Genomic DNA, 15,687 nt, shown 5'->3' with positions numbered 1-15,687 from the left:
GTAAAAGGGCACTTTAACGTAAATTGCACCAATATAGTGCTCAATGTTCACATTGAAGCACTATACTGGTGCAACAAATCCATTGTGGTGCAGCCCTTTTGCACTATGGTGCGCATGATAACGCCTTTTTGGGGTGATTTAAAAGTTGGCACAGATTTCGCTTTATAAAAAATACATGGCACCAGCCAGTACAAACAGAAATTGAAGACCTCGTTACCACGACGACAATGACCAATCTGGAGAGTTAAGTATGTCCGCTGAACACGTTTTGACGATGCTGAACGAACATGAAGTGAAGTTTGTTGATCTGCGCTTCACCGATACCAAAGGTAAAGAACAGCACGTCACAATCCCTGCTCATCAGGTGAACGCCGAATTCTTTGAAGAAGGCAAAATGTTTGACGGCTCCTCCATTGGTGGCTGGAAAGGCATTAACGAATCCGACATGGTTCTGATGCCAGACGCGACCACTGCGGTCATTGATCCGTTCTTCGAAGAACCAACCCTGATCATCCGTTGCGACATCCTCGAGCCAGGCACGCTGCAGGGCTACGACCGCGACCCACGTTCTATCGCGAAACGCGCTGAAGAGTACCTGCGTTCTACCGGCATCGCAGACACCGTTCTGTTCGGGCCAGAGCCAGAATTCTTCCTGTTCGATGACATCCGCTTCGGTGCCTCTATTTCTGGCTCCCACGTGGCTATCGACGACATCGAAGGTGCATGGAACTCTTCCACCAAATACGAAGGCGGTAACAAAGGTCACCGTCCTGGCGTGAAAGGCGGTTACTTCCCGGTTCCTCCGGTCGACTCTGCACAGGACATCCGTTCCACCATGTGTCTGGTGATGGAAGAGATGGGCCTGGTTGTTGAAGCTCACCACCACGAAGTGGCGACTGCTGGTCAGAACGAAGTGGCAACCCGCTTCAACACCATGACCAAAAAAGCGGACGAAATTCAGATCTACAAATACGTTGTGCACAACGTTGCGCACCGTTTCGGTAAAACCGCGACCTTCATGCCAAAACCAATGTTTGGCGATAACGGTTCCGGTATGCACTGCCACATGTCTCTGTCCAAGAACGGTACCAACCTGTTCTCTGGCGACAAATATGCCGGTCTGTCCGAGCAGGCGCTGTATTACATCGGTGGTGTTATCAAACACGCTAAAGCGATCAACGCCCTGGCGAACCCAACCACGAACTCCTACAAGCGTCTGGTCCCGGGCTACGAAGCGCCAGTGATGCTGGCCTACTCTGCACGTAACCGTTCTGCTTCTATCCGTATTCCGGTGGTGGCTTCTCCTAAAGCGCGTCGTATCGAAGTTCGCTTCCCGGACCCAGCGGCTAACCCATACCTGTGCTTCGCAGCACTGCTGATGGCCGGTCTGGACGGTATCAAGAACAAGATCCACCCGGGCGAAGCGATGGACAAAAACCTGTACGACCTGCCGCCAGAAGAAGCGAAAGAGATCCCACAGGTTGCTGGCTCTCTGGAAGAAGCCCTGCAGGCGCTGGACGCAGACCGCGAGTTCCTGACTGCAGGTGGCGTATTCACTGACGACGCTATCGATGCCTACATCGCCCTGCGTATGGAAGAGAACGACCGCGTACGTATGACTCCACACCCGGTTGAGTTCGAACTGTACTACAGCGTTTAATAAAAGTTGTTTTACCCGGCGTGATAAACGCCGGGGGTAGTTGCCGTGGAAACTTTTAGCCCATCTCCGGATGGGCTTTTTTCTCCACCAACAACCTGATCTCACGCGCTTTTTACGCCGAAAACGCTATACTGCACTAAATTAGTGCAAACGACTCCAGGAGACTGCTGAATGGCAACTGGCACGCTGCCCGATGCTGGGCAGATCCTCAATTCTTTGATTAACAGCATATTGCTGGTCGATGACGAGCTGGCCGTTCATTACGCCAACCCGGCCGCGCAGCAGCTGCTCGCCCAAAGCGCACGTAAACTGTTCGGTACCCCGCTTCCTGAACTCCTGAGCTATTTTTCGCTGAATATTGGCCTGATGCAGGAAAGTTTGCAGGCTGGCCAGGGGTTTACCGATAACGAAGTCACGCTGGTGATCGACGGGCGCTCGCACATTCTGTCGTTAACCGCGCAACGGCTTCCCGAAGGTCTGATCCTGCTGGAAATGGCGCCGATGGATAATCAGCGTCGACTGAGCCAGGAGCAGCTTCAGCATGCGCAGCAGATTGCCGCCCGTGATCTGGTGCGCGGTCTGGCGCATGAAATCAAAAACCCGCTGGGTGGATTACGCGGCGCGGCGCAGCTTCTGACCAAAGCGCTGCCCGATCCCGCGCTGGCGGAGTATACCAACGTCATCATTGAGCAGGCGGACCGTCTGCGGAATCTGGTAGACCGTCTTCTTGGGCCACAGCAGCCGGGAATGCACGTCACAGAAAGCATCCATAAAGTGGCTGAGCGGGTGGTGAAGCTCGTCTCAATGGAGCTGCCAGAGAACGTCACGCTGGTACGTGATTACGACCCAAGCCTGCCGGAACTGGCCCATGACCCGGACCAGATTGAGCAGGTCCTGTTGAATATTGTGCGTAATGCCCTGCAGGCGCTGGGGCCTGAAGGCGGTGAGATTATTTTACGCACCCGCACCGCCTTCCAGCTCACGTTACACGGCGTGCGCTACCGGCTGGCCGCCCGAATCGACGTTGAGGATAACGGGCCCGGCATTCCATCGCATTTGCAGGACACCCTGTTCTACCCGATGGTAAGCGGTCGCGAAGGCGGAACCGGCCTGGGCTTATCCATTGCCCGCAGTTTGATCGATCAACACTCCGGGAAAATTGAATTTACCAGTTGGCCGGGACATACCGAGTTTTCGGTTTTCCTGCCGATTAAAAAATAAAGGTGACGTTTATGCAACGAGGGATAGTCTGGGTAGTCGATGACGATAGCTCCATCCGTTGGGTGCTTGAACGCGCGCTCACAGGGGCAGGATTAAGCTGCACGACGTTTGAGAGCGGCAGCGAAGTGCTCGACGCACTCACCACCAAAACGCCAGATGTTCTGCTTTCGGATATTCGTATGCCGGGCATGGACGGGCTGGCGCTGTTAAAGCAGATCAAACAACGCCACCCTATGCTTCCGGTCATCATAATGACCGCGCACTCCGATCTGGATGCCGCAGTGAGCGCCTATCAGCAAGGGGCATTCGATTATCTGCCCAAACCCTTTGATATCGACGAAGCGGTGGCGCTGGTTGAGCGCGCGATTAGCCATTATCAGGAGCAGCAACAGCCGCGCCACGCGCCCGATTTTGGGCCAACCACAGACATTATCGGTGAAGCGCCGGCGATGCAGGACGTGTTTCGCATTATTGGTCGTTTATCCCGCTCGTCCATCAGCGTATTGATTAACGGTGAGTCGGGAACCGGTAAAGAGCTTGTGGCGCATGCATTGCACCGCCACAGCCCGCGGGCAAAAGCGCCGTTCATCGCCCTGAATATGGCGGCGATCCCGAAGGATTTGATTGAGTCCGAACTGTTCGGCCATGAAAAAGGGGCATTCACCGGCGCCAATACCATTCGCCAGGGGCGGTTTGAACAGGCCGACGGCGGTACGCTGTTTCTGGATGAGATCGGCGATATGCCGCTGGATGTCCAGACCCGCCTGCTGCGCGTGCTGGCCGACGGGCAGTTTTATCGCGTGGGCGGCTATGCGCCGGTGAAGGTGGACGTGCGTATTATCGCCGCGACCCACCAGAACCTGGAACAACGCGTGCAGGAAGGAAAATTCCGTGAGGATTTATTCCACCGTCTGAACGTCATCCGCGTTCATCTGCCGCCGCTGCGTGAGCGTCGGGAAGATATTCCCCGCCTGGCACGTCATTTCCTGCAGGTGGCCGCCCGCGAGCTGGGTGTGGAAGCCAAGCAGCTTCACCCGGAAACCGATGCCGCTCTGACGCGTCTGGCGTGGCCGGGCAACGTGCGTCAGCTGGAAAACACCTGTCGCTGGTTAACCGTGATGGCCGCCGGGCAGGAAGTGCTGATTCAGGATTTACCGGCCGAGCTGTTTGAAGCAACCGCGCCTGAAAGCAGTTCCGGGCACGCGCTGCCGGACAGCTGGGCGACGCTGCTGGCGCAGTGGGCCGACCGCGCGCTGCGTTCCGGTCATCAAAACCTGCTGTCTGAAGCTCAGCCAGAGATGGAGCGTACGCTGTTAACCACCGCGCTTCGCCATACGCAGGGTCATAAGCAGGAAGCCGCTCGCCTGCTGGGATGGGGACGTAATACCCTGACGCGCAAGCTTAAAGAGCTGGGAATGGAGTGATCGCACGCCGCTGTGTAAAGGTTATTAATTGAGCGCAAATTGCCGTTATTTTGCGCTTTACTGTTCCGATGAGTTTTGTATGATCGTGCCCGGAAATTGGGGGTGAACATCATGCTGGAAACAATCGTGAATATGCTCTCTAGCGGAGCCGCTGAAAGCCACACGCCACAAACAGCCGTTGCGGCTATGTTGTGTGCGGCGCTGGTTGGGCTGTTTAGCTAGCGAGTTGAACGTAAAAGCCGGGTGGCGGCTTCGCCTTACCCGGCCTACGTTTAGTGCTTTTGGCAATGCGCCTTAAATCACCCGCGAGAACTGCTGCAGTCGCGCTTTCTGACGCAGATACGCGTCAAAGCACATGCAGATATTACGGATCAACAGACGCCCTTTCGGCGTGACCTCAATCGCGTTCTCCGACACATCCACCAGCCCGTCTTTCGCCAGCGGTGCAATCAGCTTCAGGTCTTCCGCAAAATAATCGCTGAAATGAAGATCCCACTGCGACTCAACGTCGCTGAAATCGAGACGGAAGTTGCAAATTAGCGCCTTAATCACATCGCGCCGGATGCAGTCGTCGCGCGTTAACGCAATGCCGCGCCACAGCGCGTTGCCCGTTTCATCAACCTGCTGGTAGTAAAGCTTCAGCTCTTTCTGGTTCTGCGCGTAGCAGTCGCCAATCATGCTGATAGCGGAGACGCCCATCCCCAGCAAATCGGTATCGCCCTGGGTTGTGTAGCCCTGGAAGTTTCGGTGCAGAACGCCTTCATGCTGCGCAATCGCCAGCTCGTCATCCGGACGGGCAAAGTGATCCATCCCGATAAACTGATAGCCGGTTTCGGTCAGCGAGGTGATGGTTTCCTGCAGGATATCCAGCTTCTGCTGGGCAGAAGGAAGATCGGCATCTTTTATTTTGCGCTGAGCGGCAAAGAGCGTCGGCAGATGCGCATAGTTAAAGACGCTCAGGCGGTCCGGGTTGAGTTCGGCCACGCGCTTCAGGGTGAAGGCGAAGCTTTCCGGCGTCTGCTTTGGCAGGCCGTATATCAGGTCAATATTGGTCGAGGTGAAACCAATCTCACGCGCGTGATTGAGTAAGGCAAAGATAAATTCTTCGTCCTGCTCGCGGTTCACCAGACGCTGAACCTCTTTATTGAAATCCTGCACGCCCATGCTCAGACGATTGAAGCCTTCGGCGCGTAAGTGATCCAGTACATCGAGCTCAATTTCACGCGGATCGACTTCGATCGAGATTTCAGCGTCGGCGTTAAAACTGAAATTGCCGCGCAGCAGGGTCATCAGGCGGCTTATTTGCGCTTTATTCAGATAGGTTGGCGTACCGCCGCCCCAGTGAAGCTGGCTGACGTGACGGCCAGCAAACAGCGGCGAGCGATGCACAATTTCTTGTTCGAGCGCATCAAGATACTGGTCGGCTTTGTGCTGCTGACGGGTAACGATTTTATTGCACCCGCAGAAGTAGCAGAGCTTGTGGCAGAACGGAATATGGACGTAGAGCGAAAGCGGACGCTCAGGATAGCGCGCGACAGCCTGCTGGAAATCAGCCTCGCCGAAGGCATCGGAGAACTCCAGCGCGGTGGGGTATGACGTATAACGCGGCCCGGAATAGTTATATTTCTGGATTAGGGCCAAATCCCAGTCGATAGTTGGTGCTGACATGCTCACTCCTTCCGTTGGTGTCGCGTTCGTATACGGCGGCCCGTTCTGGCCCCATCGCGGGCCATCATTCGGGTGCGCAGCCACTTCTGTCGCCGCGACAACCGCCGTAGTTTAACGAATAACCACACCAGATAACATATAACCGGAAGGGTTATAAGCAGGACTATCGTGCCTGCCGGGTGCAAATGTTAGTTTCCACCCTTCAGAAGACGCATCATATCTTCCTGCTTCTCGTCTTCTTCTTCATCTTCGTCATCGTCGTATGACAGGCCCAGCTTCTGCATCAGTTCATCGATACGATCCAGTTTGGCATCCACCCATGACTGCTCTTCAGCGGTCAGGGTTTCACCCTCTTCAAGACGTTCCAGCAGCGCGTCCAGGCGCTCATCGTTCTCCAGCAAATCCAGCTCAGCCTGCGGTGAAAGCATAGGTTTCTCGCTCTTTGGTTTGTGCTGCTTAGTGACCGGGGTGTCTGTCACGCCCAGTGGAATGGGAGTTTTACTGCCGATACGAGGGTCTTTCTGCTGTTTGCCTTTCGCAGAAGCACCCGCTGCACCACCACCGTTGGCACGGCTACCCGCAGCATGACCGCGATGTTTTTTATCGCGTTTGCGATCGCGCGCTTCCTGGTTCAGTTCTTCGCGCGTTTTGCGGCGTGCTTTTACAGGGCGTTTCGCGCCTGCAGCGGAGGTTGGTTTTTTCATGATGTTTTATCTTTAAGTCGTTTTCTTCAGTATAGAATTGCGGCGAAATCTAGCAGAAAGCAAGCAAAGAAAAAAGGCGACAGAGCAATCTGTCGCCTTTTTTCCTGACTCACAACCCTTAGCGGGTCAGACATTCCGTGTTTGCCAACAACAAACCCTGTTTATCCCTTGGCTAATACCGTCCGTGATACGGTTCCATTTCCTTTTAAAACGCCTCCAGGCGCTGGTCATCCTGACAATCCTGCGTCTTCGCCTCCTGGCGCTCCTGACCCTCATCCTTAAGTCGATTTCCTGTTGGCTTCCTCGCCCTGACGCACACTTTACCTTGTTCAGTTAAACTAACAAGCAACGAAACGGTACAAAGAGGGATTTTCAGATAATTACCTGGAAATAAGCTTATGATTTAAAACAGTTTGAATTTTTTTACGCCTGCGAATTCTCTGAAATCTCGCATAGCATTACTGGCCGATCTCTCACACCGGTTGTGGCATTCGTCTACTGCTCATAGCAATCAGAAAAGCCTTTTGCCTGCATTCGGGTATAATCCCCTTCAGATTACGATTTTGGAGACGACCACGTGACTACCTGGAACTACCAACAGACGCATTTTGTCACCAGTGCGCCCGATATTCGCCACCTTCCTTCTGATACCGGTATTGAAGTGGCATTTGCTGGCCGCTCCAATGCGGGGAAATCCAGCGCCCTGAATACGCTGACCAATCAGAAGAGCCTGGCGCGCACCTCAAAAACACCTGGCCGTACCCAGCTGATCAACCTGTTTGAAGTCGCAGAGGGCAAACGCCTGGTCGACTTACCGGGCTACGGTTACGCGCAGGTACCGGAAGAGATGAAAATCAAGTGGCAGCGTGCGCTGGGTGAATACCTGGAAAAACGCCTGTGTCTGAAAGGTCTGGTGGTGCTGATGGATATTCGCCATCCCCTGAAAGATCTGGATCAGCAGATGATCGACTGGGCTGTAGCAAGCGATATCGCCGTGCTGGTGCTGCTGACGAAAGCCGATAAGCTGGCGAGCGGCGCGCGCAAAGCGCAGGTGAATATGGTTCGCGAAGCGGTGCTGGCGTTCAACGGTGATGTGCAGGTTGAGCCGTTCTCCTCGCTGAAAAAGCAGGGCGTGGACAAGCTGCGTCAGAAGCTCGATACCTGGTTTAGCGAGCTGGAACCCGCGACGGAAGCGGAAGAAGAGTAATACGGAGCGCGGCGATAGCCGCGTTTTTTTTGCCTGAATTTTTCTTTGCCGCAATAAAAAACGCCCCAGTCATTACTGACTGGGGCGGCTAAAATATTCAGCCAAATCCGATTACGTGAAGTAAAAGGTCTGAAAGATAGAACATCTTACCTCTGTACCCTACGCCGACAACTCTACCCCTTTTTGTGCTGCAGAAAAAGCACTTTTTGTAGTTTTTTTTCATTCTTTACATAGGGAATTCTAATGATTGTCACAAAACGCGCGTTGTTATGTTGCAAACTTACATAAAAAGCGCGTTATGCGAAGAACCGTTAGTGAGCCTGATCCCAGTTTTCTCCACTTCCCACTTCCACCAGCAACGGCACGTCGAGCGTCATGCTGCTTTCCATCAGTTCGTGGATCTTCTTCGACACGGCGTCGAGGTCGTCTTTGTGCACTTCAAATACCAGTTCATCGTGTACCTGCATGATCATTTTCACGCGAGGCTTCTCTTTTTCCAGCCAGGCATCAACGGCGATCATTGCACGCTTAATAATGTCCGCCGCGGTACCCTGCATCGGGGCGTTGATCGCCGCACGCTCTGCGCCAGCGCGACGCGCCGCGTTGCTGGTTTTGATGTCCGGTAGGTAGAGACGGCGGCCATCCAGGGTTTCGACGTAACCTTTTTCCTTCGCCTGCGCGCGGGTGCGTTCCATATATTCCAACACCCCCGGATAACGCTCGAAATAGAGATCCATATACTTCTGCGACTCTTTGCGTGGAATGTTGAGCTGGCGCGAAAGACCAAATGCGCTCATGCCGTAAATCAGACCGAAGTTGATCGCCTTAGCACTGCGGCGCTGCTCGTTGGTCACGCTGTCCAGCGGCAAGCCGAAGACTTCCGCCGCGGTTGCCCGGTGGATATCCTTTCCTTCGGCAAACGCGGTCAGGAGGCCTTTGTCGCGGGACAGATGCGCCATAATGCGCAGTTCGATTTGCGAGTAGTCAGCAGAGACAATCAGATAATCCTCTGGTGCGATGAAAGCCTGGCGAATACGGCGGCCTTCTTCGTTACGTACCGGGATGTTCTGCAGGTTGGGGTCGGTTGATGAGAGACGACCGGTCGCCGCAACAGCCTGATGGTACGACGTGTGCACACGACCCGTTTTCGGGTTGATCATCAGCGGGAGCTTGTCGGTGTAGGTAGACTTCAGCTTCGCGAGGCCTCGGTACTGCAGAATCACTTTTGGCAGCGGGTAATCCAGCGCCAGCTCTTCCAGCACCTCTTCAGAGGTTGACGGTGCGCCGCCAGGGGTTTTCTTCAGCGGCTTGATGCCCTGCTTTTCAAACAGAATGGTTTGCAGCTGCTTCGGTGAAGAGAGGTTAAACGGCTCGCCTGCAAGCTCATGCGCTTTTTGCTCGAGCTCGGTCAAACGCTGCGCCAGCTCCCCGGAGTGGTTATGCAGCACCGTTGGGTCAATCTTCACGCCGTTGCGTTCAATGCGGGATAGCACGGGCACCAGCGGCATCTCGATATGCTGGAACACGTTCAGCGGACCTTCATGCTTCTGCAGTTTTGGCCACATCTTCAGGTGCAGCTGCAGCGTGACATCAGCGTCTTCCGCCGCGTAGCGCCCCGCTTCTTCCAGAGCAATCTGGTTAAAGGTGAGCTGATTTTTCCCTTTACCGGCAATCTCTTCAAAGGTGATCGTTTTGTGCTTGAGCCAGCGGTCAGATAAGGAATCCATATCATGGCGGCCCGCGACGCTGTCCAGAATGTAGGATTCAAGCATGGTATCGAAGGCAATCCCGCGCAGTTCAATGCCGTAATTTTGCAGAATGCCGCGGTCGTACTTGAGGTTTTGCCCGACCTTGAGCGCCTTTTCGTCTTCCAGGATCGGCTTCAGCAGTTCGAGCACGCGTTCACGGGAGATCTGCTCCGGCGCATCCAGGTAATCGTGCGCCACAGGGACGTAGGCGGCAATACCCGGCTCTGTCGCAAATGACAGGCCAACCATATTGGCAGAGATGTTATCGAGGCTGTCGGTTTCGGTATCAAAGGCGAAGACCGGCGCCTTTTTCAGTTTATCGATCCAGGCGATCAGCCGTGACTCTTCAAGAATGGTTTCGTAGTTGTCGAAGGAAAGCGCCACGGCTTCTTCTTCCGCCTGCTCTTCTGCGTCAACGACGATTGTCTCCTTCGGCTTTGCAGCAGGTTTAGCCCCTTTCGCCTGCAGCCATTTACCGGCTTCCACGTCAGCGGTCCAGCGCTTGAATTCGTATTTCTTAAACAGGCTCAGCAGATCGTCAGCGGAAGGCTGTTGCACTTCAAGCTGCTCACAGCCCAGCTCCAGTTCGACATCGGTTTTGATTGTGGCCAGCTTATAGGAGAGATAAGCCACCTCTTTGTTCTCTTCCAGTTTTCCGGCCATGGTTTTTGCGCCACGGAAGGAGAGCCCGGCGATTTTGTCTGGCTCCGCGTAGAGCGTATCCAGACCACCTAGCCCCTGGAGCAGCGCCTGCGCGGTTTTTTCACCGACGCCAGGGACACCCGGGATGTTATCCGAGGAATCGCCCATCAACGCGAGGAAGTCGATAATCAGCTCAGGCGGCACGCCATACTTTGTGACCACTTCTTCTGGCCCCAGAATGGTGTTGGTCATGGTGTTAATCAGGGTGATGCCTGGCGTCACCAGTTGCGCCATATCTTTATCACCGGTGCTGATCAGCACAGGACGCCCCATCTTTTCTGCTTCACGCGCCAGCGTGCCGATAACGTCATCAGCCTCAACGCCAGAGACGGCCAGCAGCGGCAGCCCCATCGCTTTTACCATGGTATGCAGCGGCTCAATCTGCGCACGCAGATCGTCAGGCATTGGCGGACGGTGAGATTTGTAATGCTCAAACAGCTCATCGCGGAAAGTTTTACCTTTCGCATCAAAGACTACAGCCGCATGGGTTGGCTGATACTGAAGGATCAGGCTGCGCAGCATGTTCAGCACGCCGTACATTGCGCCGGTAGGTTCCCCTGCGCTATTGGTCAGAGGAGGAAACGCATGGTATGCCCGATACAGGTAAGAAGAGCCATCGACGAGAATAAGAGGGTTTTCTGGGATCTGAACCATAATGTCCGTGCCTTTAATCAATTTATGGGTAAAGGATGCCACAGAAGGATGAAAACATCAGGTATTAGCACCAGATACAGGAAAAGATTTTGCGATCGTGAGGATCGCTCGCAAAAATCAAACTGTGGATAAGTTTGTGCATATTTTCACTTCATATGAATAACAGACGTAAAAAATACATATGAGTTAATTTTTAGATCTTAATTATCATGCTGTTATCACCTTAGATCTTATCTATATGGCCAACCGATGGCAATTTAGTCTATGTGGATATAAGCCTTGATAAGCGCGGAATCACAGTGAAATCGTCTACGGCAGGGTAAAAGCGGCCAAATCATCACATGAAAGCGCCATTAATTTGTCCGTTTTCTGGTAAAATCAGCGCCCAGCGTCGAATAGCCGGCCGCTCACTTACAGCTAACCATTTGAAAAAGCTCATCATGTCGAGATTGCTCGCTGCAATAACATTACTGTTAAGCATCATTTTAACTATCCTGGTGACTGTCGCCTGCTCTGTGCCGATCATTATCGCCGGGATCGTTAAACTGCTGTTGCCTGTCCCTGTGGTGTGGCGAGCCGTGTCCGCATTTTGTAATTTCATGATGTACTGCTGGTGCGAAGGACTGGCGATCCTGCTGTGCCTGAACCCGCATCTGAAGTGGGATATCAAAGGGCTGGAGAGTCTTAGCAAGAAGAACTGGTATCTGCTGATTTGCAATCACCACAGCTGGGCGGACATCGTGGTGTTATGCGTACTTTTTCGCAAACACATCCCGATGAACAAATACTTTCTGAAACAGCAGCTCGCCTGGGTGCCTTTTATCGGGCTGGCCTGCTGGGCGCTTGATATGCCGTTTATGAAACGCTATTCGCGCAGCTATTTGATTCGTCATCCCGAGCGTCGCGGCAAAGATGTGGAGACCACACGCCGTTCCTGCGAAAAGTTTCGCGCGCATCCTACGACCATCGTAAACTTTGTTGAAGGCTCCCGATTTACGGAGGAGAAGCACCAACAAACCCGCTCTCCTTACCAGCACTTGCTGCCGCCAAAGGCTGCGGGTATTGCGATGGCGCTTAACGTGCTGGGATCGCAGTTCGATAAACTCCTGAACGTCACGCTCTGCTATCCGGAAAACGATAAGACGCCGTTCTACGATATGCTCAGCGGCAAACTGACGCGCATTGTTGTGCGTGTCGATCTGGTCCCGATAGATGCCGGGCTGCACGGTGATTACGTTAACGATAAGAGTTTCAAGCGTCGTTTCCAGCAGTGGCTTAATACGCTCTGGAAAGAGAAAGACGAACAGATAGACAATATTAAATCTTTATACAAAAACGCCGGTCAGTGACCGGCGTTTTTACATCAGCGAAATTACTTCTTCTCAACCAGGTATTTCACGGTATCTGCATACTGCTGTACGAAGATATCCATGCTGCTGGTGTCCATGCCCTGCATGTTCAGCTGGTATTTGCCGTTAACAAACATCGCCGGAACGCCCTGAAGCTGGAGGTCAGCAGCCGCTTTTTCCTGCTGAGCAACCAGAGATTTCACCACAAAGCTGTTCCATGCAGCGTCATACTCTTCACCTTTCACGCCGGCATCAACGAACACTTTGCGGATATCCGCAGTGGTCTGAACGGTCTGGGTTTTCTGTACGGCTTCAAACATTGGCGCAGTGATCTTATCTTCCACGCCCAGTGCCATCGCAACCGCCCACGCCTGGGTCAGGTCTTTACCCAATGGGCCCAGGAACTCGACGTGGTACTTGGTCATTTTGGTGCCTTCTGGCAGCTTTTTCTTTACGCTATCCGAAACATGCAGCACTTGCTCGAACTGATAGCAGTGTGGGCAGTAGAACGAGAAAAACTCCAGAACCTGTGGCTCGCCAGCGACCGGTTTGTCCAGCGTGGTGTACTGTTTGCCGTCGGTAAACTGCGCAGCAGAAGCGCTAAATGCCAGAATAATACCTGCCAGCGCCAGCCAAATTTTTTTCATGATTAACTCTCTCCTGGGTGTGTCCAATTAATACATCGGCGTTAATTGCAGAGGGGGTTCCTGAAGAACCTTGACCTGCTCAGTAAATGTAGATATCTGGCTACGCCAGTAATCCTCTCCGGTAAGCCACGGGAAATTCCGGGGAAATGCGGGATCGTCCCAACGCCTGATTAACCATGCGAGATAATAAACAAAACGCATCGCACGTAAAGGCTCAATCAGGGCAATTTCGTCTGAATTAAACGGGCTAAATTCTTCATAAGCTTCAATAATGGTTTCAAGCTGCATGCGTTGCTCGGCTTTGTCGCCATTGAGCAGCATCCACAGGTCCTGAACCGCGGGCCCCATACGCGCATCATCGAGATCGACAAACAGCGGGCCATCACGCCAGAGGATATTTCCGGCATGACAATCGCCATGCAGGCGCAGGACGGAAATATCGTCACGCCAGCAGGTTTTAACAGCAGCAATGAGCTTATCGGTGGCGTTGAGGAAATCATCCTTTAACGCAGCGGGGATCATGGCAGACGTTTCGAATATTTCGCGTGGCTCAAGAAGGTATTCCTGAATTCCGATAGTCGGGCGGGCAATAAAGGCTTTTTTGCGTCCCGTCTGGTGTATGCGCCCAAGATAGCGGGCAACCCACTCCATCTGATCGATATTATCCGCTTCAAACTGGCGGCCACCCAGGCTTGGGAATACAGCGTAGTAAAACCCTTCGTGCGTGAGGAGCGTTTGATTATTGAATTTTAGCGGCGCGGCAACGGGAACATCGTCATCCAGCAGATCGTGAGCAAACTGATGCTCTTCCTGAATTTGTTCTGCGGACCAGCGTTCTGGACGATAGAACTTTACGACGAAGCGCTGACGATCCTCGTCCTGGAATTGATAGACGCGGTTTTCGTAGCTGTTTAACGGTGTTAGCCCGGAGTCCACCCGAATACCCTGTTCAAACAGGGCATTCATAATGGTGTCCGGGTGTAATGTCTGGAAAGTAAAAGCCTGGTCGTTCATCCGATCATCCGGAAATTATACGAATGATTCAGGATATCATCTTGTGGCGATTTCGGTGCCGCCGCTTACAAGCTTTTACTCTTTAATTACGCCTCGGGCGCGCAGTAATGCGGTCTTAAAATCTTCCTCATAATCCTTCTGAATACCAGGAATAACAGCATCTTTGGCAGAGTCACGCATTTTAAGGTGGTAGATCAGAATGTCGTCAGAAAGGTCTGCCAGTTCGCCGTCAAAACCTGACTCTTTCGCCAGTTTCTGTAAAAATTGCATCAGATTTAGCTCTGGCTCTTTTTGCCAGGCGGGCTGGAGGAGTTCAATAACTTCATTCAGACGTTTACATTTCATGGTGGTGCTCCTTTCATTTAGAGTGACACGTTAGCAGGGTCAATCCCACAATAAAAGAGGCGATATTCGTGAATCTTAGCCAGGAAATCATTGGGGTCGTTCTGGCAGGTGGCAGAGCGACGCGAATGGGGGGAAAAGATAAGGGGCTTCAACGCCTGAACGGCAAACCCTTATGGCAATGTGTCGCTGATACGCTCGCAGGCCAGGTGTCGACAATGGTCATCAGTGCTAACCGGCATATCGACACTTACCAGCTCAGCGGGTACGCCGTTTACCAGGATATCCTTGAGGATTACCCGGGACCGCTGGCTGGTATGCTTTCGGTCATGCAACAGTCTCACGGAGAGTGGTTCATCTTCTGTCCCTGCGATACCCCGTTTATTCCGTCCTGTCTTGTCGAACGTTTGTTGCTGCTTCGGGGTACGGTTCCTGTGGTTTGGGTACATGACGGCGAGCGTGATCATCCTGCTATCGCATTGATGCACCGATCCCTGGCGCCAGCCCTGCAGTCCTATCTGGCTGCGGGAGAGCGCAGGGTGATGGCTTTTATGCGCGAGTCTGGCGGTCATCCCGTTGATTTTAGCGATTTAAAATCAGCTTTTGTGAATGTGAATACGCCTGACGATTTGCAGATGATGCAGGAGAAAAGATGATACCTGTCGTAGCCATTTCTGCCTGGAGTGGGACCGGGAAAACCACGCTGCTGAAAAAGCTCATTCCTGCGCTTTGTGCCAGAGGTATCCGTCCAGGATTGATTAAGCACACCCATCATAATATGGATGTCGATAGACCGGGCAAAGATAGCTATGCATTGCGTAAAGCGGGTGCAGCGCAAACGATGGTGGCAAGTACTCAACGCTGGGCGCTGATGACAGAAACGCCGGATGAGGCGCCGCTGGATCTCGCTTATCTGGTCAGCCGGATGGATCATACCACGCTGGATCTGGTGCTGGTTGAGGGATTTAAGCATGAGGCAGTGCCTAAGATCCTACTGTTCAGAAGCGATGCCGGGCATGATTTCAGCGAATTAACGCTGGATGAGCATGTGATTGCGGTGGCCAGTGATGTTGTATTGCCGCTTGAAGTTCCGACGCTGGATTTAAATGATGTGGAAGGGATTGCGGAGTTTATAGTGGAGTGGAGTGCGATCTGACTTACCGGGTGGCGGTTTCGCCCTACCCGGCCTACAAATCTCTGTGATGCTAAAACGCAAAAAGGCCATCCTTACGGATGGCCTTTTCACTTATTTGATGCCTGGCAGTTCCCTACTCTCACATGGGGAGACCCCACACTACCATCGGCGCTACGGCGTTTCACTTCTGAGTTCGGCATGGGGTCAGGTGG

Annotated in this window: 15 protein-coding genes and 1 rRNA gene; 8 read left to right on the top strand and 8 right to left on the bottom strand. The window is 53.1% G+C overall.

The genetic code is table 11. From position 1 onward, the window contains the following. Nucleotides 1-250 precede the first annotated feature (250 nt). The 4 genes from glnA (at nt 251) to SPG90_RS20240 (ending at nt 4,527) form a co-directional block, all read left to right on the top strand. Entirely contained in the window at nt 251-1,660 is a 1,410-nt protein-coding gene (gene glnA / locus SPG90_RS20255) for a glutamate--ammonia ligase (RefSeq protein WP_023309763.1), read from the top strand. Nucleotides 1,661-1,831: 171 nt separating this feature from the next. Then, a complete protein-coding gene (glnL, locus tag SPG90_RS20250) occupies nt 1,832-2,881 on the top strand; it encodes a nitrogen regulation protein NR(II) (RefSeq protein WP_008501857.1) in 1,050 nt (349 codons plus the stop codon). Nucleotides 2,882-2,892: 11 nt separating this feature from the next. Then, nucleotides 2,893-4,305 carry a nitrogen regulation protein NR(I) gene (gene glnG / locus SPG90_RS20245; protein ID WP_008501858.1) on the top strand — a complete coding sequence of 471 codons (1,413 nt, stop codon included), beginning with the start codon at nt 2,893-2,895 and terminating at the stop codon, nt 4,303-4,305. Between the two features lie 111 nt (nt 4,306-4,416). After that, on the top strand, nt 4,417-4,527 hold the full coding sequence (locus SPG90_RS20240) for a YshB family small membrane protein (RefSeq protein ID WP_023333898.1): 111 nt from the start codon (nt 4,417-4,419) through the stop codon (nt 4,525-4,527). A gap of 72 nt (nt 4,528-4,599) precedes the next feature. On the opposite strand, the gene hemN is transcribed toward SPG90_RS20240, so the two are convergent. Together hemN and yihI are read right to left on the bottom strand one after the other, a co-directional pair. Beyond that, nucleotides 4,600-5,973 carry an oxygen-independent coproporphyrinogen III oxidase gene (gene hemN, locus SPG90_RS20235; protein ID WP_126304475.1) on the bottom strand — a complete coding sequence of 458 codons (1,374 nt, stop codon included), beginning with the start codon at nt 5,971-5,973 and terminating at the stop codon, nt 4,600-4,602. A gap of 188 nt (nt 5,974-6,161) precedes the next feature. Continuing rightward, nucleotides 6,162-6,677 (bottom strand): Der GTPase-activating protein YihI, encoded by a 516-nt coding sequence (gene yihI, locus SPG90_RS20230; RefSeq protein WP_023309767.1) that lies wholly within the window; start codon nt 6,675-6,677, stop codon nt 6,162-6,164. A 577-nt stretch (nt 6,678-7,254) separates the two neighbouring features. Here yihI and yihA point away from each other — a divergent pair. After that, the gene (yihA, locus tag SPG90_RS20225; RefSeq protein WP_023309768.1) at nt 7,255-7,884 is read left to right on the top strand and encodes a ribosome biogenesis GTP-binding protein YihA/YsxC; all 630 of its coding nucleotides are present in this window, start codon (nt 7,255-7,257) and stop codon (nt 7,882-7,884) included. Nucleotides 7,885-8,195: 311 nt separating this feature from the next. Here yihA and polA read toward each other — a convergent pair whose 3' ends face one another. Together polA and SPG90_RS20215 are read right to left on the bottom strand one after the other, a co-directional pair. Further along, nucleotides 8,196-10,988: a DNA polymerase I gene (polA, locus tag SPG90_RS20220; protein WP_322408290.1), complete on the bottom strand. Its 2,793-nt coding sequence runs from the start codon at nt 10,986-10,988 to the stop codon at nt 8,196-8,198. A gap of 337 nt (nt 10,989-11,325) precedes the next feature. Next, nucleotides 11,326-11,589 carry a hypothetical protein gene (locus tag SPG90_RS20215; protein ID WP_223825995.1) on the bottom strand — a complete coding sequence of 88 codons (264 nt, stop codon included), beginning with the start codon at nt 11,587-11,589 and terminating at the stop codon, nt 11,326-11,328. Here SPG90_RS20215 and SPG90_RS20210 point away from each other — a divergent pair. Next, nucleotides 11,486-12,337, top strand: coding sequence for an acyltransferase (locus SPG90_RS20210; protein WP_231106821.1), 852 nt, complete (start codon nt 11,486-11,488; stop codon nt 12,335-12,337). The two genes, SPG90_RS20215 and SPG90_RS20210, sit on opposite strands and share 104 nt — an antisense overlap. A 23-nt stretch (nt 12,338-12,360) precedes the next feature. Here the strand turns inward: SPG90_RS20210 and dsbA are convergent, their stop codons facing one another. The 3 genes from dsbA to SPG90_RS20195 all read right to left on the bottom strand — a co-directional run bounded on the left by dsbA (nt 12,361) and on the right by SPG90_RS20195 (nt 14,343). Beyond that, on the bottom strand, nt 12,361-12,984 hold the full coding sequence (dsbA, locus tag SPG90_RS20205; protein ID WP_023309771.1) for a thiol:disulfide interchange protein DsbA: 624 nt from the start codon (nt 12,982-12,984) through the stop codon (nt 12,361-12,363). Between the two features lie 27 nt (nt 12,985-13,011). Continuing rightward, entirely contained in the window at nt 13,012-13,998 is a 987-nt protein-coding gene (locus tag SPG90_RS20200) for a serine/threonine protein kinase (RefSeq protein ID WP_126304477.1), read from the bottom strand. 75 nt (nt 13,999-14,073) lie between these two features. After that, on the bottom strand, nt 14,074-14,343 hold the full coding sequence (locus SPG90_RS20195) for a YihD family protein (RefSeq protein WP_003861904.1): 270 nt from the start codon (nt 14,341-14,343) through the stop codon (nt 14,074-14,076). Nucleotides 14,344-14,411: 68 nt separating this feature from the next. On the opposite strand from SPG90_RS20195, the gene mobA reads away from it, so the two are divergent. Together mobA and mobB are read left to right on the top strand one after the other, a co-directional pair. Further along, on the top strand, nt 14,412-14,996 hold the full coding sequence (gene mobA / locus SPG90_RS20190) for a molybdenum cofactor guanylyltransferase MobA (RefSeq protein WP_063408680.1): 585 nt from the start codon (nt 14,412-14,414) through the stop codon (nt 14,994-14,996). Further along, nucleotides 14,993-15,496 (top strand): molybdopterin-guanine dinucleotide biosynthesis protein MobB, encoded by a 504-nt coding sequence (gene mobB, locus SPG90_RS20185; protein WP_045405302.1) that lies wholly within the window; start codon nt 14,993-14,995, stop codon nt 15,494-15,496. Before mobA ends, mobB begins: the two co-directional genes overlap by 4 nt. 99 nt (nt 15,497-15,595) lie before the next feature. On the opposite strand, the gene rrf is transcribed toward mobB, so the two are convergent. Further along, nucleotides 15,596-15,687 (bottom strand): 5S ribosomal RNA (gene rrf / locus SPG90_RS20180); the annotation flags it as partial.

The organism is Enterobacter sp. D2, from assembly GCF_034427575.1.
GTDB lineage: Bacteria > Pseudomonadota > Gammaproteobacteria > Enterobacterales > Enterobacteriaceae > Enterobacter > Enterobacter cloacae_M.
The sequence above is the reverse complement of the archived record's forward strand: the minus strand, read 5'-3'. Positions and strand labels throughout refer to the sequence as shown.